This window comes from Pseudonocardia sulfidoxydans NBRC 16205 (genome assembly GCF_007989085.1).
GTDB lineage: Bacteria > Actinomycetota > Actinomycetes > Mycobacteriales > Pseudonocardiaceae > Pseudonocardia > Pseudonocardia sulfidoxydans.
Genome location: NZ_BJVJ01000078.1, coordinates 1 through 24,896, shown reverse-complemented (window position 1 = coordinate 24,896; position 24,896 = coordinate 1). Strand labels below are relative to the sequence as shown.

The window sequence follows — 24,896 nt, the reverse complement described above, 5'->3', positions numbered from 1 at the left end:
GGCCACGCAAGACGTTGGACTGGGACACCCCCGGGGAGTGGATGGCCCGGCTACTGTCGCGGCCAGTGACCACCGGTGTTGCGACGACCCCTTGACCCAGAGGGCGCCCGGACAGCAGTGAGGTTGCGCGCGGGTTCGTCGGCGTGGCTCAGGGCGCTGCGACGGCGTGGAACGCGACCGCCGCCGCGGTCGCGACGTTGAGCGAGTCCACACCGGAGGCCATCGGGATCCGGACGCGGACGTCGGCAGCGGCGAGCGCCTCCGCGGTCAGCCCCGGGCCCTCGGCGCCGAGCAGCAGGGCCACCCGCTCCCCCACGAGCCCCGCCGCGCCGATCGCTGTGGCGTCGGCCGCGGGCGTCAGCGCGGCGACCCGGAAGCCGTTGTCGCGCAAGGTTTTCAACGACGCCGGCCACTCGCCGTCCAGCGGCGCGAACGGCACCCGCAGCACGTGCCCCATCGACACCCGGACGCTGCGCCGGTACAGCGGGTCCGAACAACGCGGGCCGAGGAGCACGGCGTCGACACCGAGAGCCGCGGCGTTGCGGAACAGCGAGCCGAGGTTCTCGTGGTCGTTGACACCTTCGAGCACGGCGACGACCCGCGCGTCGCGCAGCAGCTCGGCCGGGTCGGGTTCGGGCGCCCGGTCGGCGACGGCGAGCACCCCACGGTTGAGGTGGAAGCCGACTGCCGTGGCCATGGTGTCGGCGTCGGTCTCGTAGGCGGGCACGTCGAATCCGGCCAGGTCGTCGGCCAGCTCGGCGATACGCCGCGGCACGCCGAGCACCGACCGCAGCGGGTAGGGCGAGTCGAGCAACCGCCGCACCACGACGACACCTTCGGCGATGACGAGACCGCGCCCGCCGGGCCTGTCGGGGCGACGGTCGGAGCGCGTGAGGTCGCGGTAGTCGTCGATACGCGGATCGGCGGGATCGTCGACACTCGTGATGGTGGCCACGGGACGCCATCGTCGCAGGTCGCCACCGAACACTCGCGATCCGTCATCCGGTCAGCCGGTACCGCGGCCCACGACCGTGTGACACGGTGGATGACCGCTCGTGACGACGATCGGTGCTGGTGGGGCACTGCTCGGGTCCGAGGATCGGAGGCAGTGAACGCATGGGCCAGGGCGTCGACCGGACTACGTTCAGTCGACGGGACCGGCAGCGGTACCGGATGAAGGTCCATCGCTGTCTCGACGCGCTCGCGACGATGCTGCGCGAACACCCGTTCGCACACGACGAGCCGATGACCGGTATCGAGGTCGAGCTCAACCTGGTCGACGCCGACCTGCGCCCCGCGCTGACCGGCGTCGACGTCCTCGAGGCCATCGGCTCGGCGGAGTTCCAGACGGAGCTTGGCCGCTGGAACCTCGAGCTCAACCTCCCGCCCCGACCCCTGCCCGGCGACGAATGGCGCCACCTCGAACACCAGCTTCTCGACGAGCTCGCCGTCGCCCGCGCCAAGGCCCGCGACTGCGCCTCACAGATCGTGATGATCGGCATCCTGCCGACACTGCGGCGCGAGGACCTCGTCAGCGACGCGATCTCGCAGGACGAGCGCTACACCGTCCTCAACGAGCAGATGCTGACCGCGCGAGGCGAGCCGATCCACGTCGACATCACCGGTGACGACGCCTCGGGCCGCCACGACGTCGCCCCCGACAAGCTCGTCGCCGACTTCGACACGATCATCCCCGAGGCGGCGTGCACGTCGATGCAGCTGCACCTGCAGGTGTCGCCCGACGACTTCGCGTCGTACTGGAACGCCGCGCAGTGCCTCGCCGGGGTGCAGCTGGCCGTCGGCGCCAACTCGCCGTTCCTGCTGGGCTCACGGCTGTGGGCGGAGACCCGGATACCGCTGTTCGAGCAGTCCTGCGACGTCCGCAGCCCCGAGCTGCACAACCAGGGCGTCCGGCCGCGCGTGTGGTTCGGGGAACGCTGGATCACGTCGATCCTCGACCTGTTCTCCGAGAACGCCCGCTACTTCCCCGGCCTCATGCCGCTCACGCACGACAGCGACCCGCTGGCCGACCTGGAAGCGGGTCGCGTCCCCGGGCTCGACGAGCTGCGCCTGCACAACGGCACGATCTGGCGCTGGAACCGCCCGGTCTACGACGTCAGCGACGGCACACCGCACGTACGCGTCGAGAACCGGGTGCTGCCGGCGGGGCCGACGGCCGTCGACATGGTGGCCAACGCGCTGTTCTTCTACGGGCTGCTCCGCGTGCTGGTGGAAGCCGACCGGCCGTTGTGGAGCTCGATGTCGTTCGAGGCCGCCGAGGAGAACTTCACGACGGCCGCGCGCCACGGTCTCGACGGCCCCCTCTACTGGCCGGGCTCGGGCTGGATCCGGCCCGACGAACTGGTGCTGCGCAAGCTGCTGCCGCAGGCGCAGGAAGGTCTGGCACGCTGGGGGGTGAGCGGCGAGGTGGTCGACCGGTACCTGTCGGTCATCGAGCGACGGTGCGTCACCCGGCGCACGGGGGCCGTGTGGCAGCTCGACGCCGTCGCCGCGCTGGAGGCCAAGGGCGCCGACCGCGAGACGGCCCTGCACGGCATGCTGGCGCGCTACCTGGAGCAGTCCAACGCCAACGAGCCGGTCCACTCGTGGGCGCTGCCCTCGTGAACCGGGTTGGCGGACGCGAACGGATCCGCTGATCCGGCCCACACGGGCGGCCCGGCTCCGTAGCGTCCCGCGCCATGTGTCGCACGATGCCGCCCGGCCGTTCCCGCGGGGCCTGACGTGGGCAGGTTCCGGCTCTTCGCCCGCCCCACCGACCAGCCGCGGTGGACCCCCGGCCGGCCCGGTGCCCCCGGTCTGGGTGCCGCCCCCGGCCGGCCTCGTCACCCCGAAGCGTCTCCTGCACGTCGCGCCACCGCGCCCGAGCCGGTCACCGACCCGATCGGCTTCCCCGCGGTCGATGTCCCCGGCGTCGATGTCCCCGGCGTCGATGTCCGCGGCGTCGATGTCCGCGGCGTCGATGTCCGCGGCGTCGGCTTGCCCGGGGTCGATGGCTCCGCGGTCGATGTACCCGCGGTCGGCGTGCCCGCGGCCGGCGTGTCCGCGTTCGACGTGTCCGCGGTCGACAGGATCGCGCCGCTCCCGCGTCCGCCCGCCCTGCCGGTGCAGAGCCGCGGCCCCGACGCCCGCACCGCACCCGGGGCGGACCTCGCGGAGGTCCGTGCCCTGGCCGCCGCATTCGCCGCCGACTACCTCTCCTGGGACGAGGACGACCCCACCCGGCGCGGCGACGTGCTCGCCGAACACCTGCCCGCACGCCTGCGCGACCTGACACGCGGCACGACCGGCCCCGGCTGGGCGGGCGAAGGCCGCCAGCGCGCCGAGATCAGCCTCGCCGGCGCGGTCGGCTCCGACGACGACGGACGGCTGCTCGTCGACGTCAGGGTGCGGGTGACGCCGTACGTCCGCGCCGGCCGATCCGCCGCGGCCCCCCAGCTCGTCGACGTCGTGCGGCGCGAGCCGGTGCTGGGCAGGCCGTCGTCGGCACCGCCGCCGGACGGGGTGGGCTGGACGGGGCGGCGGGCGTCGTGGGTGCGGGTCAGCGTCCCGGTCACGCACGACGAGGGCAGGCTCGTCGTCGAACCGGACGAGGAACTGCTCGCCCCCACCGGGCACGTGACCCGCGCCGAGGGCGGCGCGTCGTGAGCGCGATCGACCTCGTCGGCCTGATCCAGCGCGCGGTGTCGGCGGGGGTGACGGGCGTACTGCTCTCGGTCGGGCACCTCGCGCCCGCGCCCGTCGATCCGCTTCCGCGCGCCGAGGACTCCCGCTCCGCGCTGCCGTGGGAGACGGCCCCGTGGGACGGGATGCCCTGGGACGGAACCCCGTGGGACACGACGCAGTCGGGCACCCCACAGCCGGGAACCCCACAGCCGGGGACCCCACAGCCGGGGACTCCGTCGACGGACCCGCTCCCGGCCGGCCCGCTGCAGTGGGACCCGCCACCCGCCGACCCACCACCCGGCGAGCCACCGATCGCCGAGCCGCCGATCGCCGAGCCGCCACCCTTCGACCCGCCACCGGGCGAGCCACCGATCGCCGAACCGCTGGTCGCGGAGCCGCCACGCATCGAGCCCCCTCCGGCCGACCTCCCGCCGGTCACGCCCCCGGTCGTCCGCACACCGACGGCCCCGCCTCCGGCCGACCCACTTGCCACCGGCCCGCGTCCCAGGGACCCGCGTCCCACCGACCCGCCTCCCACGGACCCGCCTCCCACCGACCTGCGTCCCACCGACCCGCCTCCCACCGACCCGCCGATCGTCCAGGCACGCACCCCGGACCCGGCACCGCGGAAGACCACGCGGCCGATGCCGAGGACGCTTCCGGACACCCGCGCCGAGCCGACACGTGCAACCACGACCACGGCCCGGGACGCCCCCATCCGGTCCGAGGAGTTCGACACCGTGCCGCCGGCACGCGACCTGCGCTCCGCGGGACGGACCTCGGTGCGCGACGGTGTCCTGACCCTGTCCGGCGCCGGAGCGTCGTGCTGGACGGGCGCACGGACCTCGGGACGCTGGGACGTCCGCATGCGCGTCCCGGCCGCGGCGGGCGCCGTCCTGCTCGCGGGCGCCGATGCCCGCGCCGGCGAGATCCGGTTCGCCGACCTCGACGGGACACGCGCCTCCTACGTGGTCCGCGGCGTCGAGGGCACGACCAGCGGATCGACGACCGTCGACACCCGGGGCTGGCACGTCTGGTCCGTCGAGTGGACGCCGGCGGCGGTGGTGGGCCTCGTCGACGGCAAGGAGTGGTTCAGGGCCGACAACCCGGCGGTCCGGGGACCCCTGTTCCTGTGTCTGCAGGCGCGCGGGGCGGCGACGCTGCAGGTCGACCACGTACGCGAGTACGCCTCCCGCACCTGACCCCGGACAGCGCTGACCCCGGACAGCGCCGGCCCCGGACAGCGCTGTGGGCCCCGGCCTGATGGCCGGGGCCCACTGTCCCGAACTGACGCGCCGCTCCCACCACGAAGCGACGTGTCTTAGGTTAGCCTCACCTACATCTTTGCGCAAGCCCCGTTTTTCGGGGGCCGGAACGACTCGCGAAGCACGTGAGCCCCGGCCGCTGGGGCCGGGGCTCACGTGTGTCCCGAACTGACGCGCCGCTCCCACCACGAAGCGACACGAGTGAAGTTAGCCTAGCCTTGCCTCACGCGCAAGCCTCTGCCGCGGAACGTCCGGCGCGAGCCCTCCCGCGCACCGCGAGGACGGCGGCCACGATCAGTACCGACACCACGGTGAGCGCCCCACCGAGCAGCAGCGGGGCCCGTCCACCCCAGTGTTCGGCGACGATCCCGAGCAACGGCGCACCGAGAGGCGTCGAGCCGAGGAACAGCATCATGTAGAGGCCCATGACCCGGCCGCGCACCTCGGGTGCGACCGAGAGCTGCACGAACGCGTTGGCGGCGGTCGTGAACAGCAGCGCCGACAGCCCGACGACGACGAGGACGACACCGGCGGACGCGAACGTCGGCATCAGGCCCGTGACCGTGAGCACCAGCCCGAACGCGACACCGGTGAGGACGACGAACCGCACGGGCGGCACGGAGGTCCGGCGCGCGGCGATCGTGGCGCCGACGACCGATCCGACGGCGATGAGCGTCGTCATCAGGCCGTAGGACTCGGCGGTGCCGCCGAAGACGTTGCGGGCCAGGACCGGGATGGTCACCGGGAAGTTGATCGCGAACGCGGAGACGAGGAAGACCATCGTGAGGACGCCGACGAGCTCGGGCCGGGCGCGCACGTACCGCAGGCCCTCGCGGAGCTGTCCGGGTGCGCGGCGGACGCGTTCGGAGCGGAAGAGCCGGTCGGGGCGCATGAGCGCGAGGGCCGTGACGACGCCGACGAAGCTCGCGGCGTTGATCAGGAAGACCCAGCCACTGCCGACGGCCGCGATGAGCACACCGGCGACGGCGGGGCCGGCGATGCGGGCGAGGTTGAACGTCATCGAGTTGAGCGCGACGGCGTTGGCGACCTGGCCGGGGCCGACGAGCTCGGAGACGAACGACTGGCGGATCGGGATGTCGAGCGCGGAGAAGCAGCCGAGGACGGCGCAGAAGACGTAGACCTGCAGCAGGGCCGCGAACCCGGTGACGACGGCGAGACCGAGTGCGAGCGCGCACAGGCCCATGCCGATCTGCAGCAGGATCAGCATCCGGCGCTTGTCGACGCGGTCGGCGAGCACGCCGCCCCACAGTGACAGCAGGAGCGTGGGCGCGAACTGCAGGGCGGTGGCGATGCCGAGGGCGGCGGGGCTGCCGCCGGAGAGGTCGAGGACGAGCCAGTCCTGCGCGATGCGCTGCATCCACGTGCCGACGAGCGAGACGACCTGCCCACTCGCGTAGAGGCGGTAGTTGGGAACCCGCAGGGACGCGAAGATGCCGCCACGCGGAACGGGGGCGGCGGCAGGCGGGGTGGGGCCGGGGGTGTCGACGACTGCACTCATCTATTGCTTATCGTACAACAACTAAATTCGGAACGCCTCTCGCGCCGACCCCGCGCCCGCTGAGGGACTAGCGGAACAGCGCCTCGAGCGGCCCCACCGCGAAGTACCCGACGAACGCGAGCGCGACGACCCACATCAGCGGGTGCACGGTCTTCGCCTTGCCCGACACCGCCGCGAGGACCACGTAGGAGATGAAGCCCGCGCCGATGCCGTTGGCGATCGAGTACGTGAACGGCATGACGATGATCGTCAGGAACGCGGGCAGGGCGATCCGGAAGTCCGTGAAGTCGATGTCGGTGATCTGGCGCATCATCAGCGCGCCGACGATCACCAGTGCGGGCGCGGCGGCCTCGATCGGCACGATCGAGTACAGCGGCGTCAGGAACATGGCGGCCAGGAACAGCACCCCGGTGACGACGTTGGCCAGGCCGGTCCGCGCGCCCTCCGCGATGCCCGAGGCCGACTCGACGAACACCGTGTTCGACGACACCGACGCCGCACCACCGGCCACGGCGCCGGTGCCCTCGACGAACAGCGCGCGCCCGACGTTGGGCAGCTTGCCGTCCTTGTCGACGAGCCCGGCCTGCTTGCCGAGGCCCGTCATGGTGCCCATGGCGTCGAAGAAGTTGGCCAGCACCAGCGTGAAGACGAGCAGCGTCGCGGTGATCGCGGGCAGCCGCGTCCAGGCGCCGAAGGAGACGTCGCCGACGAGCGAGAGATCGGGCAGCCCGAACACCGCGTCGGGCAGGCCCGGGTAGCCGAGGTTCCAGCCCTTGGGGTTGGTGCCCTCCGAGGGGCCGACCTCGGCGATGGCCTCGACGACGATCGCGACGACGGTCGTCGCCACGATGCCGAGCAGGATCCCGGCGCGCACCCGCAGCGCGACGAGGGCGCCGGTGATCAGCAGGCCGAGTACGAACACGAACGTCGGCCAGGAGGCGATCGAGCCGCCGATGCCGAGGCCGACGGGGACGGTCGTGTTCGCGGCGTCGGGCAGGCGGCGCACGAAGCCGGCGTCGACCAGCCCGATGAAGGCGATGAACAGCCCGATGCCGACGCCGATCGCCGCCTTGAGCGAGGGTGGCACGGCGTTGAAGACGGCCGTCCGGAACCCGGTGAGCACCAGGAGGACGATGATGATGCCGTCGACGACGACGAGGCCCATCGCTTCGGGCCAGCTGACCTGCGGCGCGATCGTGAAGGCGACGAGGGCGTTGATGCCCAGGCCCGTCGCGAGCGCGAACGGCATGTTGGCGACGAGCCCCATCAGCAGCGTCATCACGCCGGCGACGAGGGCTGTGGCGGCTGCGACCTGCGGCACCGACAGCACGTTGCCGAGGACGTCGACCTTCGCGCCGGGTCCGGTGGGGCTGAAGCTGCCGAGGATCAGCGGGTTGAGCACGACGATGTAGGACATCGTCACGAAGGTGACGAGGCCGCCGCGCACCTCGCGGCCGACGGTCGAGCCGCGCTCGGTCAGCTTGAAGTAGCGGTCGAAGCCCGACCTCGGTTCGGCGGGGGTGGCGGGCTCGGGGGTGTCGACGGTCGACGCCTCCGTGGCGTGGGTGGCCGGCTCGTCATCCGGCGTCGGACGCTGCACGCGCACACGGTAGATGCGGCCCGGGAGTTCCGCCCGATCCGTGATCGGCTCGTCCCCATCCGTGATACTGCTGTCATGCGCAACCCGCCGGCGCTACCGCAACGCCTGTCCGATGTGTCCGTCATCGCCCCGATCGGCACGATTCTGTGGCTGCTCGGCGCGGTGGCCCTGTACGTCGCGCACGTCACGACCGGCCGTCCGCTCGACATCTGGTTCACCACGTGCGTCGCCGGCGCGGTGCTCGGCGCGATCGGCTACGGGATCTTCCGCTGGCAGCGCGCGGCGGCGCGACGAGGCTCACGCACGGCCCAGGAGGGCCTGCGCTGAGCGGTCCTTAGGCTGGCGGCATGAGCCTGCCCACCGATCGCCCCACCGCTGTCGTGACCGGAGCGAGCAGCGGCATCGGCGCCGCCACCGCCCGCGGCCTCGCCGCCGCGGGCTTCCACGTCGTCCTCGGCGCCCGTCGCGTCGACCGTTGCGCCGAGATCGCCCGGGAGATCGACGGCACCGCCGTGCGTCTCGACGTCACCGACCAGGAGTCGGTGTCCGCATTCGTCGCCGCGGTCCCGGAATGCCGGCTGCTGGTCAACAACGCGGGAGGCGCGAAGGGCCTGGAGCCGGTCGCCGACGCCGACGAGGACGCGTGGCGCTGGATGTGGGAGGCCAACGTCCTCGGCACGCTGCGGATGGTGAAGGGCCTGCTCCCGGCGCTGGTGGCGTCGGGCGACGGGCACATCGTCACGGTGACGTCGATCGCCGCGCTGGAGGCCTACGACAACGGCGCCGGCTACACGGGCGCCAAGCACGCGCAGGCGATGGTGCACCGCACGCTGCGCGGGGAGTTGCTCGGGCAGCCGGTGCGGCTCACCGAGATCGCACCCGGCATGGTCGAGACGGAGTTCTCGCTGGTCCGGTTCGCCGGCGACGCCGAGAAGGCCGACAAGGTCTACCAGGGGCTCACGCCGCTGACCGCCGACGACGTCGCCGAGACGATCGTCTTCGCCGCGACCCGGCCGTCGCACGTCAACATCGACCAGATCGTGCTCAAGCCGCGGGCCCAGGCGTCGGCGATGCGCGCCCACCGGGAGGCCTGAGATGCGTGCAGCCGTCTACGAGCGGACCGGGCCGTCGTCGGTGATCGAGGTGCGGGAGCGGCCGCTGCCCGAACCCGGCCCGGGCGAGGTGCGGGTGCGCGTCGCCGTGTCCGGGGTGAACCCGACCGACTGGAAGTCCCGCAGCGGCGCGACCGCAGCCCCCCTCGCCGCGCCGAAGGTCCCCAACCAGGACGGCGCCGGGACCGTCGACGCCGTCGGCGAGGGTGTCACCGCGTTCGCGGCGGGCGACCGGGTGTGGCTGTGGGACGTCGCGTGGCAGACCGACGAGGGCACCGCGCAGGAGTATGTCGTCGTACCGCAGGGCAAGGCGGTCGCGTTGCCCGCCGGCGAGTCGTTCGACACCGGCGCCTCGCTCGGCATCCCCGCGCTGACCGCGCACCGGGCCCTGACCGCGCACGAGGACGGCCCGTCCCGGCTGGCCCCCGGCGCGCTCGGCGGTACGGTCGTGCTGGTCACGGGTGGCGCGGGTGCGGTGTCGCACGCGGCGATCCAGCTGGCCCGGTGGGCGGGCGCCACCGTCCTGACCACGGTGTCGGGCGCGGAGAAGGGCGAGCTCGCCCGCCGCGCGGGCGCGCAGCACGTCATCAACTACCGGGACGAGGACGTGCCCGCCCGGGTCCGCGAGGTCAGCCCGCGCGGCGCCGATGTGATCGTCGACGTGGCGGTCGTCGCGAACATCTCCGACGACATCGACGCGATCGCGCCGGGCGGCACCGTCGCCGTCTACGCGGTCGACACCGACCAGCCGCTCACCATGCCCGTCCGGCCCGCGATGGTCCCGAACCTGCGGCTGCAGTTCCTGATGACCTACACCGTCACCGACCGGCAGAAGGCCGACGCCGTCGCCGCGGTCTCGGCCGCGCTGGCCGACGGCGCGCTGCGGGTCGGCGAGGAGCACGGGCTGCCGATCACCCGGTTCCCGCTGGAGGAGACGGCTGCCGCGCACGATGCGGTGGAGGCGGGCACCGTCGGCAAGGTCCTGATCGACCTCTGACGACCCTCGTGAGTGGCGTTATCGGCTATGACCGACAACGCCACTCACGAGCTCAGAGGGCCGAGAGCGCCTTCCACTGGTTCCAGTTCAGCGTCCAGTCCCAGATGTCGCCGTCCTTGGCCGACAGCTGGACCGGGGTGCCGGTGACCTCGACGGGGTCGCCGTAGATCGCGGTGTCGTAGTACGCCTTGGCGTTGTCGATCGACAGGTTCACGCAGCCGTGGGTGACGTTCGAGGAGCCCTGCGCGCCCGTCGAGGCCGGGTTGGCGTGGATGAACTCGCCGTTGTTGCTGATCCGCACGGCCCACTTCTCGACGACGTCGTAGCCGTACTGCTCGCTCACCATCCGCTTGTCGGTGAACTTCTCGCTGACGACGTGGATGCCCGAGCGGGTGTTGCGGTTCGGGTCGGACCCCAGGCCGTAGGACGCCGGGTAGCTGGCGACCTGCTTGCCGTCGCGCATCACGATCATCTGGAACGAGTTCACGTCGGCCTTGACGATCTGCGCCCGGCCGATCGTGAATGTGGAGCTGACGTTCGCCGCGCCGTAGTTGCCGCCGCCGTAGTCGACACCGAACAGGTTCGCCTTCACCGTGACCTTGGTGCCGGGCTTCCAGTACTCCTTGGGGCGCCAGTGCACCCGGGAGCCGCCGTTCTCGTCGGGCAGCCAGCCCCAGGCGCCCTCGGTGGCCGTCGACGTCGTGACCGACAGTGCCTTCTCGGCGGCGGCGCGGTCGGTGACGTGGCTGTTGAACTGGATCTGGATCGGGGCGGCGATACCGACGGTGCGGCCGTCGCCGATGTTGAGGGTGCCGCGCACCTCCTTGGCCGGCTTCAGCGTGGCGAAGCCGCCGACGAGGGGCACCTGCTTGCCGTCGGTGCCGGTGGCGCTGCCCTTCCACGTGTAGCTGGTGGAGTAGTCGAGCGGCGACGTCGTCGTCCACGACTTCTTGTCGGCCGCGAGCTCGCCCTTGACGGCCTTACCCGCGCCGTCGACCAGGCCGACCTCGTCGAACGTGCCGTCCGTGACCGTCGCCGAGGCGGCCGTGGCCGGGTTGACCCCCGTCGCGTCGGCGGCCGGTGTGTAGGTGACGGCGGCCTTCGGCCCGAGTATCGCGAGCGGCCCCCCGCCGCTGTCCCCCGGTCCGCGTCCGGCTGCCGTGGCCGCCGTGACGGCCCCTGCGGTCCCGACCACCACGATGGCCAGGACGAGCAGGATTCTGCGCATTCGTTCCCCCATTGCGACCTTCCTCCCCGTCCTGAAGACGTACGGCCGCCGCGGGCGGTTGCGTACGTCGGGGAACGGCCGGAGAACTCACCCGGCCCGGTGCACGAGGCTACGCGGCGGCACCGACAGCGGCGGCGCCCGCGGAGGGGGTCAGGGCAGCCGGCAGCCGACGAGCACGGGCTCTGGGTGCAGGGCGATCCCGAACCGGTCGACGACGCCGTCGCGCACCTCCGCTGCCAGCGACAGGAGGTCCGCGGTCGTGCCGGAGCCGCGGTTGGTCAGGGCCAGGACGTGGCGGCCGGAGAGCGCGACACGCCCGCCCGGCCCGGCGTGTCCGCGGGCGAAACCGGCGTTCTGGATGAGCCAGGCGGCCGACAGCTTCACCCGATCGGTCGCCGCCGGCCAGCGCGGCATCCCGTCGGTGGCCGGGCCGGCGGGCACTTCGGTCACGTCGACGACAGGGTTGGTGAAGAACGAGCCCGCGCTCCACGTGTCGTGGTCGGCCGGGTCGAGCACCATGGCCTTCGACCGGCGCAGACCCAGCACCGCGTCGCGGGCGACCGCGGCCGGGACCCGGTCACCGGCCTCGGCACCGAGGGCGCGGGCCAGCTCCGGGTAGCGCAGCGGGGCGCTGCGGGCACCACCGGGCAGGGCGAACCGCACCCGAAGCACGACGGCGTCGTCACGGTTCTTGAGCACGCTCGTGCGGTAGCCCAGCCCCAGCTCGGCCGCGGGCACATGAGCCCGCACCGACCGGGTCCGCCGGTCGTAGAGGTCGACGTCGACGAGCAGGTCCGCGACCTCCACCCCGTAGGCGCCGACGTTCTGCACCGGCGTCGCACCCGTCCGCCCGGGGATGCCCGACAGGCACTCCAGCCCGCCCAGCCCGCGGTCGACGGTCGTCGCGACCACATCGTCCCAGTCCTCGCCGGCCTCCACCGTGAGCAGCACCGAGCCGTCGGGGCGCGCGGTGGCGTCGACACCCGTGCTCTCCACCCGCACGACCGTCCCGCGGAAACCCTCGTCGGCGACGACGACGTTCGATCCGCCGCCCAGCACCAGGACGGGGTCGCCGGCCTCGTCGGCCGCGCGCACAGCGTCGACGACCTCGTCGGCGGTCGACGCCGCGACCACCCGGTCGGCGGGGCCACCGAGACGCAGCGTGGTCATCGCCGCGAGCGGCGGGTGGGCAGGGGCGGCCACATCGGGAACCGGCACGGGCGCCGAGGGTAGCCTCCGCCCATGGCGCACCAGCTGACCCACCGCACGACCGCGGAGTTCCCCGCCGAGCAGGTCTACGCGGTGATGGTCGACCCGGACTACCTCAAGGCCCGGCTCGAGCGGCTCGGCGGCCCGGGGGCGGCGCTGCTGTCGCACCACGTCGACGCGAACGGTGCCCGCTACGAGCTGCGCCACGGTGTCGACGCGAACGTCGTCCCGCCGATGGTCCGCAGCCTCGTCAGCGGCGACCTCGTGATCGAGCGCGTCGAGACCCTCGTCCCCACCGGGTCCGGCCGCTACGACGGCACCGTCTCCGTGCGCATCCCCGGCACCCCCGCGTCGGCCGACGGCGCGCTGCGGCTCGCCGACGTCGACGGTGGCAGCGAGTTCGTCGTCGACGCCTCGGTGACGGTCAAGGTGCCGCTCATCGGCGGCCGGATCGAGAGCATGGTCGCCGAGCAGATCGAGGGCCTCCTCGCGCAGGAGACCGCGTTCACGATCGACTGGCTTCGGCAGCGGGGCTGAGCCCGAACCCCGTGCGCGCCCGGGCGACCGCCTCGCCCAGCCACACCAGGAAACCGAGCGTCGGGAAAGCCGCGCCCACCACCACGACGCCCGTCCAGCCGTGCGCGGCGTACAGCGCCGCCGACAGCCCCGACCCGGTCGCGCCGCCCACGAAGTAGCTGGTCATGTAGGCCGTGTTCAGCCGGCTGCGCGCCTCCGGGGCCAGCGCGAACACCACGCTCTGGTTCGTGATGTGGCAGCCCTGCAACGCCAGGTCGAACACGACGATCCCGACGGCCAGCACCACCAGCGAGTGCGCGCCGAACCACACGAGCACGAACGACGCCGCCGTCGACGCGAGCGCGGCACCCGTCATCGGATGGGTGAGGCCGCGGTCGGCCAGCCGCCCCGCGAACCGGGCCATCAACGCACCCGCCACCCCGAACAGCGCGAACAGGCCGATCTGCGCGTCGGACAGGTCGAACGGCGGGCCTGCCAGCAGGAACCCGATGCTCGTCCACAGCGCCCCGAACGACGCGTAGCTCGTCGCCCCGTAGACCATCCGCAGACGCAGCACCGGCTGGTCGCGGACCAGACCCAGCACCGAGCCCAGCAGCCGCGGATAGCTCGCCCTGACCGACGGCGCCACCACCGGCAACGTCCGCCACAACGTGAACGCGCACACCGCCGTCAGGACCGCCGCGAGCACGAACACCGCCCGCCAGCCCAGCCAGTCCGCCACCAGGCCCGACACGACCCGGGCGACCAGCACCCCGATCAGCAGCCCGCTCATCACGGTGCCGACGGTCCGGCCCTGCTCCCCCGGCCGCGCCAGCTGCGCCGCGAACGGCACCAGCACCTGCGCCGCCACCGCCGTCACCCCGATCACCGCGAACGCCGACCCCAGCACCGCCAACGACGGCGCCGACGCGGCCACCACCAGCCCGGCCACCGTCAACCCCAGCACCCCGACGACGAGCCGCCTGCGCTGCAACAGGTCCCCCAGCGGGACGACCGTCGCCAGCCCCACCGCGTACGCGACCTGGATGACCGTCAACGCCGCACCCACCGCACCCGTCGACGCCCCGAAGTGCTCGGCGAGCGTCGCCTCCAACGGCTGGGCGTAGTACAGGTTCGCGACGATCGCGCCCGTCGCGAACGTCATCGCCGCCACCGCGACCGTGCGGCCACGATCGTCCAGTTCGGGTGGTGCCTCCACAGAACTCACCCGTCGACTGTGCTCCCCGATCCCGACGTGCGCAGGGACACCCGGGTGTGAGATGAGGCGCGTGGCACGATCGGCGGCGTGGAACCCGCTACGTCGCGCCGTTACGTCATCACCTTCAGCTGCCCCGACCGCACCGGCATCGTCGCCCGCATCGCGGGATTCCTCGCCGACGCCGGAGCCTGGATCGTCGAGGCCGCCTACCACGCCGACGCCGACCAGAACTGGTTCTTCACCCGCCAGGTGGTGCGCGCCGACTCCGTGCCCTTCGACGCCGACGAGCTGCGCGGCCGCTTCGCCGAGGTCGCCGCCGAGTTCGGCCCCGAAGCCACCTGGCGGGTCACCGACACGGGCGAGAAGAAGCGCGCCGTCCTGCTCGTCACCCGCGAGCCGCACTGCCTCCACGACCTCCTCGGCCGCGTCTCCGCCGGCGAGCTGCCCGTCGACATCACCTCGGTGATCGGCAACCACGAGGCCCTGCGCGACGTCGTCACCGCCCACCGGGTTCCGTTCCACCACGTCCCGTTCCCCGGGCCGCGCGACGAGCGCCGGGAGAGCCTCAAGCTGGAGGCGTTCGAGGAGGTGCGCAAGCTCGTCGACGAGCAGGAGCCCGACGCGATCGTCCTGGCCCGGTTCATGCAGGTCCTACCGGCGCACCTGTGCGAGCAGTGGCGCGGCCGGGCGATCAACATCCACCACAGCTTCCTGCCCTCGTTCGCCGGGGCGCGGCCCTACCACCAGGCCCACACCCGCGGCGTGAAGCTGATCGGCGCCACCTGCCACTACGTGACCGCCGACCTCGACGCCGGCCCGATCATCGAGCAGGACGTCATCCGCGTCGACCACTCCGACACCGCCTCCGACATGGTGCGCCGGGGCCGCGACATCGAGCGCCTCGTCCTCTCCCGGGGCCTGCGCTGGCACCTGGAGGACCGCGTCCTGGTGCACGGCAACAAGACCGTCGTCCTCCGCTGAGAGGCTCCCGCGCGTCGAAATTGCACGAACGGCACAGTCGCGCAACTGAGTTGCGCGACTGTGCCGTTCGTTTCATGGGGGTGGCGCCGCCCGGGATTGCACGAACGGCCCTTTCGCGCAATTGAGTTGCGCGAAAGGGCCGTTCGTTACAGCAGGGTCAGGCCGCCGTGGCGTGCTCCGGGGCCGGCTCCAGGGCCAGCTCCAGCACCTCGGCGACGTCGGCCACCGGGTGGATCCGGAGCTCACCGCGCACCGACTCCGGCAGGTCGTCGAGGTCGGGCTCGTTGCGCTTCGGGATGATCACGTCGGTCAGCCCCGCCCGGTGCGCGGCCAGCAGCTTCTGCTTGACCCCGCCGATCGGGAGGACCTTGCCCTGCAGCGTGACCTCACCGGTCATGCCGACACTGGACTTCACCGGACGCCCACTCGCGAGACTCGCGAGCGCGGTGGTCATCGTGACACCGGCGCTCGGCCCGTCCTTCGGGACCGCGCCCGCGGGGACGTGCACGTGCAGCTTCTTCGACGCCAGGTCGCCGGCGAGTCCCTTCGACCGCAGGTAGCTCAGCGCGATCGAGACGGACTCCTTCATGACGTCGCCCAGCTGACCGGTGAGGATCAGCCCGGACTCGCCCTCCATCGAGGTGGCCTCGATGAACAGCACGTCGCCACCGGCACCGGTCACGGCCAGGCCCGTCGCCACACCGGGGACGGAGGTGCGCTCCGCCGACTCCGGGGTGAACTTCGGCCGGCCCAGGTACTTGACCAGGGTCTCGGCGTCGACGTGGATCGGGGTCTCCTCACCGGAGTCCAGACCCACCGCGACCTTGCGCAGGACCTTCGCCAATCCCCGCTCCAGCTGCCGCACACCCGCCTCGCGGGTGTACTCGGCGGCGATCATGCCGAGCGCGACCTCGGAGAACTCGACGTCCGACGTCTCCAGCCCGGCCTTCTCGATCTGGCGCGGGAGCAGGTGGTCGCGGGCGATCGCGATCTTCTCGGCCTCGGTGTAGCCGTCGAGCGTCACGACCTCCATGCGGTCCAGCAACGGGCCGGGGATGGTGTCGTAGCCGTTGGCGGTGGCGAGGAACAGGACGTCGGACAGGTCGAGGTCGACCTCGAGGTAGTGGTCGCGGAACGTGTGGTTCTGCGCCGGGTCGAGCACCTCGAGCAGCGCGGCCGTGGGATCGCCACGGAAGTCGCTGCCGACCTTGTCGATCTCGTCGAGCAGGACGACCGGGTTCATCGATCCGGCCTCGCGGATCGCGCGGACGATCCGGCCGGGCAGCGCGCCGACGTAGGTGCGGCGGTGCCCACGGATCTCGGCCTCGTCGCGGACGCCACCGAGAGCGACGCGGACGAACTTGCGGTCGAGCGCGTGCGCGACCGACTCACCGAGCGAGGTCTTGCCGACGCCGGGAGGTCCGACGAGGGCCAGCACCGCGCCGGAGCCGCGGCCGCCGACCTTGCCCATGCCCTTGCGGTCGCGCCGGGAGCGGACGGCCAGGAACTCGATCAGCCGCTCCTTGACGTCGTCGAGGCCGGCGTGGTCGGAGTCGAGGATCGCGCGCGCGGCGGCGAGGTCGTCGGAGTCGGTGGTCAGCGTCGTCCACGGGATGTCGAGGACGGTGTCGAGCCACGTCCGGATCCAGCCGGCCTCAGGGCTCTGGTCGGACGCCCGCTCCAGCTTGCCGACCTCGGTCAGCGCAGCCGCGCGCACGTGTTCCGGAAGATCAGCCAGGTCGACCTTCCGGCGGTAGTCGTTCTCGCCCTCGGGGTCGTCGTCGCCGAGCTCCTTGCGGATGGCGGCGAGCTGCTGACGCAGCAGGAACTCGCGCTGCTGCTTCTCCATGCCCTCGCGGACGTCACCGGCGATCTTCTCGGTGACCTCCTGCTCGGCGAGGTGCTCCTTCGTCCAGTCGAGGAGCAGCTCGAGACGGCGGGTCACGTCGACCTCGGCGAGCAGCCGCGACTTGCGCTCGACGTCGAGCCACTGGTTCCAGCCCGCGGTGTCGGCGAGCTCGGAGGGGTCGGTGATCTGCTGGACGCCGTCGATGATCTGCCAGGCGCCGCGCTTCTGGAGCATGGAGACGACGAGCGCCTTGTACTCCTTGGCCAGCTCGTGGGTGCGGCCGGTGACGGGAGCTTCCTCGATCGGCTCGGCCTCCACCCAGAGGGCGGAGCCCGGGCCGGTCACCCCGGCGCCGATGCGGGCCCGGGACTCACCGCGGACCACGGCGGCGCGCTCACCACTGGGGAGCCGGCCGACCTGCTCGAGGACCGCGACCACACCGATCGCGGCGTACTTGCCGTCCGGCCTGGGAACGACGAGGACCTTCTTCTCCGTGTCGTCACCGTCGGCGACGTCCACGGCTGCCTGAACCTCCGGCGCGTCGAGTCGAATGGGAACCACCATGCCGGGCAGCACCACCGAGTCGGTCAGCGGAAGCACCGGCAGCTTCAGCGTTTGTGTCATGTCTCGACCAACGCTTACACCGTTGAAGTCATTCCAGCGCTCAAGTAAGTCTGCTGAGAGCGAACGCGGGAACCTTGAGCCGGGTCGACTCAGGTTGTGGCCACGGCCCAGGCAGGACCCGACATGGGTTGGTAACCCGCTGGCCCGTGCCCATCGAGTCTCACGAGCAGACGCAGATGGGGCGGGGCCTCCACGCCGTTGACATGCTCCACCGTCAGCTTCATCGGCCGACCGGAGCGGGACAACGCGTCGACGTGCTCGAGAAGAAGATCGGGGACGTAGCCGAGAGGCTCGCCCTCGTCACTACAGATGAGCTGCGCCGAAGGATTCACCGGGTTGCCGGGGTCCGGGCGCAGAGTCAGCGGCGCTCCCATCGCCAACTCCGGTAGCCGACCTTCGCCGACGTGCCGAACCCCGTGGACGAGGAACCTGCACGATGCCGAACCGTCTGGTGCCACGACGGGCACCGGGAACACCTGCACGGTGTCACCGCTACTGCGCCCCTCGGACCGCGCGAGCTGCTCCCACGGGGTGGCGTTCTCGTCGAGATCCAGTTGGCGCAGGAACTGGCTGAAATCTGGTCGCCGCGGGCTCATGATCCGCTGCGAGAACAAGGGAAACAGCGTGTCCGACCGGTACGCGCGGCCCAGCTCTGGGAAGCTCAGGAACGGCTGGAAGTCGGGGACCGCGGCAGCTCGCTGCAGGTATCGGAACGTATAGCCCGACTCGTCGCCGTGCTGGAGCAGCCCAACCGCTGAGATCAGCCGACTCGTCGGGTGCTGCCAGGCAACGACGAGGCTGCCTGCCGACCGTCCCGCATCCCACTCACGCGCAGAACTGAACGCCACAGTGCGCGCGACGTCGTCAACGGTCACTGAGCAACCTCTCCCTGTTGAACTCGACCAACTTCATGATGAACGTAGCCGTGACGTCCGACAATTCCGGTACGCGGTCGATGATCGACACGATGGCATCCCGGGTGCGCCGACTCGACCGCACCGAGGATTCTGCGCCGCCCCTCGGGCGCGATACGTCGGAGCGCATCGCGCGCAAGGTCGACGAGGGATTGGATGTTGCTCGGTGCAGCGTCGGCAGGGTGCTCGAACCTGTGCGCACGGCCCCGTTCGGCGAACGGCCCGATCCCAGACGCTTCCAATTGAGCATGACGTCGAGAGTCTGTGAGGCTGAACCCGAGACTGCTCGCGTGGTCAAAGGACGGCGCGAGCCTGAGCCGCCCCGGCGGAACGGCCTCACGGAGTACAGCCCAGTTCTGTTCGTGTCGATCCTGATTTGCAACCAATGCGTCGAGCACCAGGTATGCAGCGAACATCTCGACGGCGCTCTCTGCACTGGAGCCCGTGGGCGGCTCGACGAACTGCAGCGCCGCGAAGATGTTGGGGAGGTTGTGTCCAGGCCTACCGCGTACCGGACGTTCCCGACCGAGGGCGTCCGGCTCGGTGCTCCGATACCCCTCGACGATCGTGCCGAGCAGAACGGGTCCCAGCACCAAGTTCCAGCCCTGCGGTACGACATTCCGGGATATCGACCCTCGCGTCTCACCGCGCGCGGCGAGACGCACCTCTGCACACGGAACACCGAGCAGCGTGCCGACTTCCGACACAACTTTCTCCGCCCAGTCCTCGCCCTGCGGCCGACCGGTCGAGCGCGGCGTCACCACCGGCTTGAACAGCCAGTCCCGGCTTCGATCGTCGGGGCCATTCGGCTCCCGGACCCAGACCTTCTCATTGCGTCCGAGAACCTCTGCACCGACGACACGCCACGACGTGACGTCGACGACCTCGAACCTCTCGAGCACGCGCGGAGCCTAGAGCCCGCCACTGACAACCTGGGGGCAGTCGGCTCAGGTTGCGGCGCGGGCCATGTCGTCGAGGACCTCCGCGCCGGGCAGCGAGGCCACGAGCGCACCCGGGATCGCGAGCTTGCTGCCCCGGATCCCGCTGCCGACGACGACCGTCTCCGCCGCCGCGACCTCCGGCGCGACCAGCACCGGCCAGTCCTCGGGCAGCCCGACGGGCGTGATGCCGCCGTACTCCATGCCGGTCAGGGCGACCGCGTCGTCCATCGGCGCGAACGAGGCGCGGCGGGCGTCGATCCGGCGCCGGACGGCGCCGTTGACGTCGGCGCGGGTCGTCGCGAGCACGAGGCACGCGGCGTAGCGGGTGTCACCGCCGCGTCTGCCGGCGACGACCACGCAGTTGGCCGACACGTCGAGCGGCGAGCCGTAGGCCTCACAGAAGGCGGCGGTGTCGGCGAGCGTCGGGTCGATCTCGGCGACGCCGACGCGTGCGGCGTCGGCCGGGTCGAGCGCCTTGAGGGCGAGCGCGACGGGGTCGGCCAGCAGGTCGGGCCGGTCGAGCGCGGGTACGGCGGAGAGCGAGCCGAGGACGGACCAGCTCACCGCTCACCACGACCGATGCCCGCGACGGCGGGCTTGACGTCGACCAGGTACACCAGCGTCGCGACGGTGCCGGCGAGCCAGAAGATCGTGAACTGGTTGTAGAGGCCCTGGAAGGCCACGATCACGCCGGGCAGCGACGGGTAGCGGATCACCTGGATGATCGGGATCAGCAGCAGGAACAGCGACGACGCGCCCACGATGCCGAGCCAGGCGTTCTTGGAGAGCTTGTCGGCCAGCTCGAACGCGTCCTTGCGCTGCCGGGCCGCGTGGATCAGGGCGTACAGGGAGACCACGGCGACGACGATGCCGATCAGGCAGAGCACCACGTAGTCGGGTCGGAGGACGCTCACCGCGCCAGACTACGTGCGTCGGGCGAATCGTGACACTCCCGGCCCCGCCGTGGCGCGACACAGCGGTGCCCCCGACGGCGAGGCCGTCGGGGGCAGCGGCTGGCGTGCGCGTCGATCAGACGGACGGGCCGGTCGCCGGCTTGCGGGCGGCCTTCTTCGGCTCCGCCTTGGCGACGGTCTTCGGCTCGGTCTTCGCGACGGCCTTGGTCGACGCCCGCGGGGTGGTCCGCGGCGCGGTGCGGGCGGCCGAGCGCCGGGTGGCGCTGCGGGCGGTGGCAGCGGCCTCGCCGCCGACCTCCGCGACGGTCTCGGCGAGGTCCTCACCGGCGTCGGTGACGGTCTTGCCGGCGTCGGACGCGACGTCGGCGACGGTCTCGGCGGTCGCCTCGGCGGCGTCGTCCGTGGTACGCGCGACCTTCTCACCGACGGAGCGGGTCGTGCGGGTCACCGTGGACAGCGCCTTCTCGGCGGCGTCGTGGGCGTCGTCGACGAGGTCGTCGACGCGGGCGTCGAGCTTCTCGCCGTACTCACCGATGACGGTGAGGGCCTGCTCGACCTGCGGCTGCTTGCGGATGCGGCCCCAGGTGGCCTCGCCGTGCCCGGCGAGCTCGGCGTAGTAGGCGGTCGCCTGCTCGCGGACGGCGTCGACGACCTTGCGCAGCTCGTCGGCGTTCAGCTTGGCGCGCAGCCCGTCGAACTCGGCCGGGAGGTCGAGCACGCGCTGCTGGACGACGTCGGCCTGCTTCTCGGCGCGGGTGCGCGCCTCGGTGGCGAACTTCGTCACGCCGGCCACGGCACGGTCACCCGCACCCAGCACGGCGAGCAGCGGCTTGGTGGCGAGCTCGGCCCGCTCGGCGGCGTTCTTGGCGGCCTGCTCGCGGACCTTTCGGACGTCCGCAGCGGTCGGCAGCGTAACGGCCATGGTGATCACTTCCCCTGTTCGTCGGTCGTCGTGGTGTCCACGGCGGTGGCGACGGCGCTCTCGGCGCTGTCGGCCTCCCGCCGGAAGGACTCGTAGATGTCGAGGAGCACCTGTTTCTGGCGCTCGGTGAGCAGCGGGTCGGCGAGCACGGCGTCGGTGACGGCGCTCGCGGGACGGTCGTCGAGGATCCCGGCCTTGACATACAGCGCCTCGGCGGAGACTCGCAGCCCTTTGGCGATCTGCTGCAAGATCTCGGCCGACGGCTTGCGCAGCCCGCGCTCGACCTGGCTGAGGTACGGGTTGCTGACGCCGGTGACCCTGGCGAGCTGACGCAACGACACCTGCGCGGACTCGCGCTGCGCGCGGATGTAGGACCCGATGTCGTCGACGGCCTGACCCACGGCCTGCCCGACGTGCTCGACGGCCTTCTCGACCTTCTCGGTGGGCTTGTCGTTCTTGCCGGGCTTCGTCATCGATGTCTCACCTCCGCTCACGTCCTCGACCGTACGCTCGAGTGCTAGCTCTTGCAAGCAGTCTGCTTGCGCAGGTCCGGTGCGGTCTGTCACGTCGGCGGGATCACGGTTTATGGTCCGGCGGGGCGCACGGGCAGGACCGGCGCGAGAAGGGGGCACCGTGGGCCGGCCGTTGCCGCCGAGTGGGGAGGACCGGGTCTTCGCACCGCCCACCAACCCGCTCGAACCCCTGCGCGGTCAGGGTCGCACCTTCCTGGCGATCGCGCTGGGAGGTGCGATCGGAGCGACCGCCCGTTGGGCCGTCGGCCTTGCCCTGCCCACCCCGACGGGCACCTTCCCGCTGGCCACGTTCCTGATCAACGTCGTGGGCTGCTTCCTCATCGGCGTCGTGGTCGTCGCCGTCACCGAGCTGACGCAGGCGCACCCGCTGGTCCGGCCGTTCCTCGCCACCGGCATCCTCGGCGGCTTCACGACGTTCTCCACCTACTCCGTCGACGCCCAGCACCTCGTCGCAGCCGGTCGCGTCGGGACCGCCTTCGCCTACCTGGGCACCACGCTCGTCACCGCGGTGCTCGCCGCGTGGCTGGGGCTCGCCGCGGCGCGGCTCCTCGGCCGCGTCGTCCGCCCCTCGACGCCGGGCGGTGTCACGTGAGCACCGGGATCGGCGCCCTGCTGGTGGTCGCCGGTGCGGTCGTCGGGGCGCCGCTGCGCTACCTCACCGACCGGCTCGTCCAGTCCCGCCACGACACCGGTTTCCCGTGGGGCACCTTCACCGTCAACACCGTCGGCTCGTTCATCCTCGGTCTCACCCTGGGGTCGACGGCGAGCCCCGAGGTGCTCGCTCTCGTCGCCACCGGGTTCTGCGGATCGCTCACCACCTACTCGACGTTCGCCTACGAGACCGTTCAGCTCGCCGCCGGTGGCAGCAGGCTGTTCGCGGTGGTCAACGCCGTCGGCTCCGTGCTCGCGGGGTTGGGCGCGGCCGGGCTGGGACTCGCGCTCGGCTCGCTGATCTGAGTCGCTGCGCTACCGGCTCGCCACCCGCCTGTACCGGGCCGCGGCCAGCGGCAGGAAGATCGCGACGATCACCAGCGACGACAGCACCGCGTAGAGCACGGCGTGCTGCGCGGGCCAGGCCGTCGACTCCGCGAACCCCGGTAGCTGCGTCGGGTTTCCGAACAGCTCCCGGCTGGCCCGGGCCACCGCGCTGACCGGGTTCCACTCCCCGACCGGCTGCAACCAGGCCGGGAAACCCTGCACCGACACGAACGCGCTCGACACGAACGTCAACGGGAACAACCAGATCAGGCCCGCGCTCTGCGCCACCTCGACGTTGCGCGCCACCAGCCCGACGAACACGCCGATCCACGCCATCGCGAACGAGAACAGCAGCAGCACCCCGTAGCCGGCGAGCGCGTCGAGGAAGCTTCCCCGGATGCGCCAGCCGACGATCAGACCGGTCAGCGACATGACGACCAGCGTGATCACCGTGACGCCCAGGTCGGACACCGTCCGGCCCAATACCACCGCGACCCGCGACATCGGCAGGGACCGGAACCGGTCGATGATGCCCTTGCCCAGGTCGTTGGCCATGCCGATCGTCGTGAAGAAGACGTTGAACGCGACGGTCTGGGCGAAGATGCCGGCCACCAGGAACTCCCGGTACGGCTCCCCGCCGAGGCTGCCCGCGAACACCAGCGCGAACAGCACCACGAACATGATCGGCTGCACCGTCAGGCCGATCAGCGCGTCGGGCACGCGCTTCATCCCCACCCAGTTGCGCCAGGTGATGACGCTGCTGTCGCGCAGCGCCTGCGTCAGCGCGCTCACGCGCTCTCCCCCTCGTTCTTGTCCTTGCGACGGGATCGGCGCCCCTTCTTCGGCTCCTCGACCGTCTCCTCCTCGGCCAGGTGGCCGGTGAGCTGGAGGAACACGTCGTCGAGCGTGGGCCGTTGCAACCCGACGTCGAGCAGCTCCACGCCCTCGGCGTCGAACCGGCGCACCGCTTCCACCAGCGCCTTCGTCCCGCCGCTGACCGGCGCCGCGACCCGGCGGACGTGCTCCTCGACCTGAGGCTCCGCGATCCCGACGTCGGCCAGTACCTGCTGCGCGAACGGCAGGTGCTCCGGCCGCGAGACGACGACCTGCAGCCGCTCGCCCCCGACCTGCGACTTCAGCTCGTCGGCCGTGCCCGCGGCGATCGCCCGCCCCCGGTCGATCACCACGATCCGGTCGGCCAGCTGGTCGGCCTCTTCCAGATACTGCGTGGTGAGCAGAACGGTCGCGCCGTCGGCCACCAACTCCGAGATCATCGACCATGTGTCGAGCCGGCCGCGCGGGTCGAGCCCGGTGGTCGGCTCGTCGAGCACCACGACCTGCGGGGCACTCACCAGCGCGCCCGCCAGGTCGAGCCGGCGACGCATCCCGCCCGAGTAGGTCTTGGACGGACGCTCCGCCGCCTCGGTGAGCTTGAACCGCGCCAGCAGCTCCGTCGCCCTGGACCGCGCCGCCTTCCGCGACAGCCCGTAGAGCCGCCCCACCAGGTAGAGGTTCTCAGAACCGGTGAGGTTCTCGTCGACCGCCGCGTACTGCCCCGACAGCCCGATCGCCCGCCGGACCTGCTGCGGCTGCTCCACCACGTCGTACCCGGCGACGACGGCGCGCCCGGCGTCGGGCCGCAGCAACGTCGTGAGGATGCGGACCGTGGTGGTCTTCCCCGCACCGTTGGGCCCCAGCAGTCCGAGGATCGTGCCCGCCGGGATCTCCAGATCGACGCCGTCGAGCGCGCGCGTAGCCCCGAACGACTTGGTCAGGCCCTCGACGCGGACGGCGGTGCTCTCCATGCCGCGCAGACTAGGGGCACCCCCCGACAGAAGTCGCCCGAATTGTCCGAGGGCGGAATCGCCGTGCCGAGAGCGAACCCGCCCGC

Annotated in this window: 25 protein-coding genes; 10 read left to right on the top strand and 15 right to left on the bottom strand. The window is 71.9% G+C overall.

Annotated elements, in window-relative coordinates:
• Positions 1-148 precede the first annotated feature (148 nt).
• Positions 149-955: a TrmH family RNA methyltransferase gene (locus PSU4_RS25780; RefSeq protein WP_147113742.1), complete on the bottom strand. Its 807-nt coding sequence runs from the start codon at positions 953-955 to the stop codon at positions 149-151.
• 161 nt (positions 956-1,116) lie between these two features.
• Here PSU4_RS25780 and PSU4_RS25775 point away from each other — a divergent pair, with 161 nt between their 5' ends.
• From PSU4_RS25775 to PSU4_RS25765, 3 genes are all read left to right on the top strand, one after another.
• Entirely contained in the window at positions 1,117-2,625 is a 1,509-nt protein-coding gene (locus PSU4_RS25775) for a glutamate-cysteine ligase family protein (RefSeq protein ID WP_147113739.1), read from the top strand.
• 117 nt (positions 2,626-2,742) lie between these two features.
• Complete coding sequence (locus PSU4_RS25770) at positions 2,743-3,666, top strand: hypothetical protein (RefSeq protein ID WP_147113736.1); 924 nt, start codon at positions 2,743-2,745, stop codon at positions 3,664-3,666.
• Positions 3,663-4,886, top strand: a complete 1,224-nt coding sequence (locus PSU4_RS25765; protein ID WP_147113733.1) for a hypothetical protein — start codon at positions 3,663-3,665, stop codon at positions 4,884-4,886. Before PSU4_RS25770 ends, PSU4_RS25765 begins: the two co-directional genes overlap by 4 nt.
• Before the next feature lie 286 nt (positions 4,887-5,172).
• Here the strand turns inward: PSU4_RS25765 and PSU4_RS25760 are convergent, their stop codons facing one another.
• Together PSU4_RS25760 and PSU4_RS25755 are read right to left on the bottom strand one after the other, a co-directional pair.
• Positions 5,173-6,468, bottom strand: coding sequence for an MFS transporter (locus PSU4_RS25760; RefSeq protein ID WP_147113728.1), 1,296 nt, complete (start codon positions 6,466-6,468; stop codon positions 5,173-5,175).
• Positions 6,469-6,535: 67 nt separating this feature from the next.
• Positions 6,536-7,948, bottom strand: coding sequence for an NCS2 family permease (locus PSU4_RS25755; RefSeq protein WP_147113757.1), 1,413 nt, complete (start codon positions 7,946-7,948; stop codon positions 6,536-6,538).
• A gap of 195 nt (positions 7,949-8,143) precedes the next feature.
• On the opposite strand from PSU4_RS25755, the gene PSU4_RS25750 reads away from it, so the two are divergent.
• From PSU4_RS25750 to PSU4_RS25740, 3 genes are read left to right on the top strand one after another with little or no spacing between them, the layout of a single operon-like run.
• A complete protein-coding gene (locus PSU4_RS25750; RefSeq protein ID WP_147113724.1) occupies positions 8,144-8,395 on the top strand; it encodes a DUF2530 domain-containing protein in 252 nt (83 codons plus the stop codon).
• Between the two features lie 20 nt (positions 8,396-8,415).
• Positions 8,416-9,162 (top strand): SDR family NAD(P)-dependent oxidoreductase, encoded by a 747-nt coding sequence (locus tag PSU4_RS25745; RefSeq protein WP_147113721.1) that lies wholly within the window; start codon positions 8,416-8,418, stop codon positions 9,160-9,162.
• A 1-nt stretch (position 9,163) separates the two neighbouring features.
• Positions 9,164-10,177: an NADPH:quinone reductase gene (locus tag PSU4_RS25740; protein ID WP_147113718.1), complete on the top strand. Its 1,014-nt coding sequence runs from the start codon at positions 9,164-9,166 to the stop codon at positions 10,175-10,177.
• A 52-nt stretch (positions 10,178-10,229) separates the two neighbouring features.
• Here the strand turns inward: PSU4_RS25740 and PSU4_RS25735 are convergent, their stop codons facing one another.
• Positions 10,230-11,405, bottom strand: a complete 1,176-nt coding sequence (locus tag PSU4_RS25735; RefSeq protein WP_246115342.1) for a L,D-transpeptidase — start codon at positions 11,403-11,405, stop codon at positions 10,230-10,232.
• Between the two features lie 150 nt (positions 11,406-11,555).
• On the bottom strand, positions 11,556-12,623 hold the full coding sequence (locus PSU4_RS25730) for a UDP-N-acetylmuramate dehydrogenase (protein ID WP_147113712.1): 1,068 nt from the start codon (positions 12,621-12,623) through the stop codon (positions 11,556-11,558).
• Positions 12,624-12,647: 24 nt separating this feature from the next.
• Here PSU4_RS25730 and PSU4_RS25725 point away from each other — a divergent pair, with 24 nt between their 5' ends.
• Positions 12,648-13,151, top strand: a complete 504-nt coding sequence (locus PSU4_RS25725; RefSeq protein ID WP_147113706.1) for a DUF2505 domain-containing protein — start codon at positions 12,648-12,650, stop codon at positions 13,149-13,151.
• Here PSU4_RS25725 and PSU4_RS25720 read toward each other — a convergent pair.
• Positions 13,120-14,358, bottom strand: a complete 1,239-nt coding sequence (locus PSU4_RS25720) for an MFS transporter (protein ID WP_246115341.1) — start codon at positions 14,356-14,358, stop codon at positions 13,120-13,122. The two genes, PSU4_RS25725 and PSU4_RS25720, sit on opposite strands and share 32 nt — an antisense overlap.
• A gap of 69 nt (positions 14,359-14,427) precedes the next feature.
• Here PSU4_RS25720 and purU point away from each other — a divergent pair, with 69 nt between their 5' ends.
• Positions 14,428-15,330 carry a formyltetrahydrofolate deformylase gene (purU, locus tag PSU4_RS25715; protein ID WP_373866101.1) on the top strand — a complete coding sequence of 301 codons (903 nt, stop codon included), beginning with the start codon at positions 14,428-14,430 and terminating at the stop codon, positions 15,328-15,330.
• A gap of 157 nt (positions 15,331-15,487) precedes the next feature.
• Here the strand turns inward: purU and lon are convergent, their stop codons facing one another.
• The 7 genes from lon to PSU4_RS25680 all read right to left on the bottom strand — a co-directional run bounded on the left by lon (position 15,488) and on the right by PSU4_RS25680 (position 21,967).
• Positions 15,488-17,803, bottom strand: a complete 2,316-nt coding sequence (gene lon, locus PSU4_RS25710; RefSeq protein ID WP_147113701.1) for an endopeptidase La — start codon at positions 17,801-17,803, stop codon at positions 15,488-15,490.
• A gap of 89 nt (positions 17,804-17,892) precedes the next feature.
• Positions 17,893-18,678 carry a hypothetical protein gene (locus PSU4_RS25705; protein ID WP_147113699.1) on the bottom strand — a complete coding sequence of 262 codons (786 nt, stop codon included), beginning with the start codon at positions 18,676-18,678 and terminating at the stop codon, positions 17,893-17,895.
• Entirely contained in the window at positions 18,675-19,619 is a 945-nt protein-coding gene (locus PSU4_RS32575; protein ID WP_147113696.1) for a HipA domain-containing protein, read from the bottom strand. Before PSU4_RS32575 ends, PSU4_RS25705 begins: the two co-directional genes overlap by 4 nt.
• A gap of 45 nt (positions 19,620-19,664) precedes the next feature.
• Positions 19,665-20,222: a YbaK/EbsC family protein gene (locus PSU4_RS25695; protein ID WP_147113694.1), complete on the bottom strand. Its 558-nt coding sequence runs from the start codon at positions 20,220-20,222 to the stop codon at positions 19,665-19,667.
• Positions 20,219-20,572 carry a DUF2516 family protein gene (locus tag PSU4_RS25690; protein WP_246115340.1) on the bottom strand — a complete coding sequence of 118 codons (354 nt, stop codon included), beginning with the start codon at positions 20,570-20,572 and terminating at the stop codon, positions 20,219-20,221. Before PSU4_RS25690 ends, PSU4_RS25695 begins: the two co-directional genes overlap by 4 nt.
• 115 nt (positions 20,573-20,687) lie before the next feature.
• On the bottom strand, positions 20,688-21,494 hold the full coding sequence (locus PSU4_RS25685; RefSeq protein WP_147113691.1) for a hypothetical protein: 807 nt from the start codon (positions 21,492-21,494) through the stop codon (positions 20,688-20,690).
• Positions 21,495-21,499: 5 nt separating this feature from the next.
• Entirely contained in the window at positions 21,500-21,967 is a 468-nt protein-coding gene (locus tag PSU4_RS25680; protein WP_246115339.1) for a helix-turn-helix domain-containing protein, read from the bottom strand.
• Between the two features lie 160 nt (positions 21,968-22,127).
• Here PSU4_RS25680 and crcB (PSU4_RS25675) point away from each other — a divergent pair, with 160 nt between their 5' ends.
• Both crcB (PSU4_RS25675) and crcB (PSU4_RS25670) read left to right on the top strand, forming a co-directional pair.
• Entirely contained in the window at positions 22,128-22,619 is a 492-nt protein-coding gene (gene crcB / locus PSU4_RS25675) for a fluoride efflux transporter CrcB (protein WP_307724799.1), read from the top strand.
• The gene (gene crcB, locus PSU4_RS25670) at positions 22,616-22,984 is read left to right on the top strand and encodes a fluoride efflux transporter CrcB (protein ID WP_246115338.1); all 369 of its coding nucleotides are present in this window, start codon (positions 22,616-22,618) and stop codon (positions 22,982-22,984) included. The genes crcB (PSU4_RS25675) and crcB (PSU4_RS25670) overlap by 4 nt, the downstream gene beginning before the upstream one ends.
• A 9-nt stretch (positions 22,985-22,993) precedes the next feature.
• On the opposite strand, the gene PSU4_RS25665 is transcribed toward crcB (PSU4_RS25670), so the two are convergent.
• Both PSU4_RS25665 and PSU4_RS25660 read right to left on the bottom strand, forming a co-directional pair.
• A complete protein-coding gene (locus PSU4_RS25665) occupies positions 22,994-23,797 on the bottom strand; it encodes an ABC transporter permease (RefSeq protein ID WP_147113687.1) in 804 nt (267 codons plus the stop codon).
• Positions 23,794-24,810, bottom strand: a complete 1,017-nt coding sequence (locus PSU4_RS25660) for an ATP-binding cassette domain-containing protein (protein ID WP_147113685.1) — start codon at positions 24,808-24,810, stop codon at positions 23,794-23,796. The genes PSU4_RS25665 and PSU4_RS25660 overlap by 4 nt, the downstream gene beginning before the upstream one ends.
• Positions 24,811-24,896: the final 86 nt, after the last annotated feature.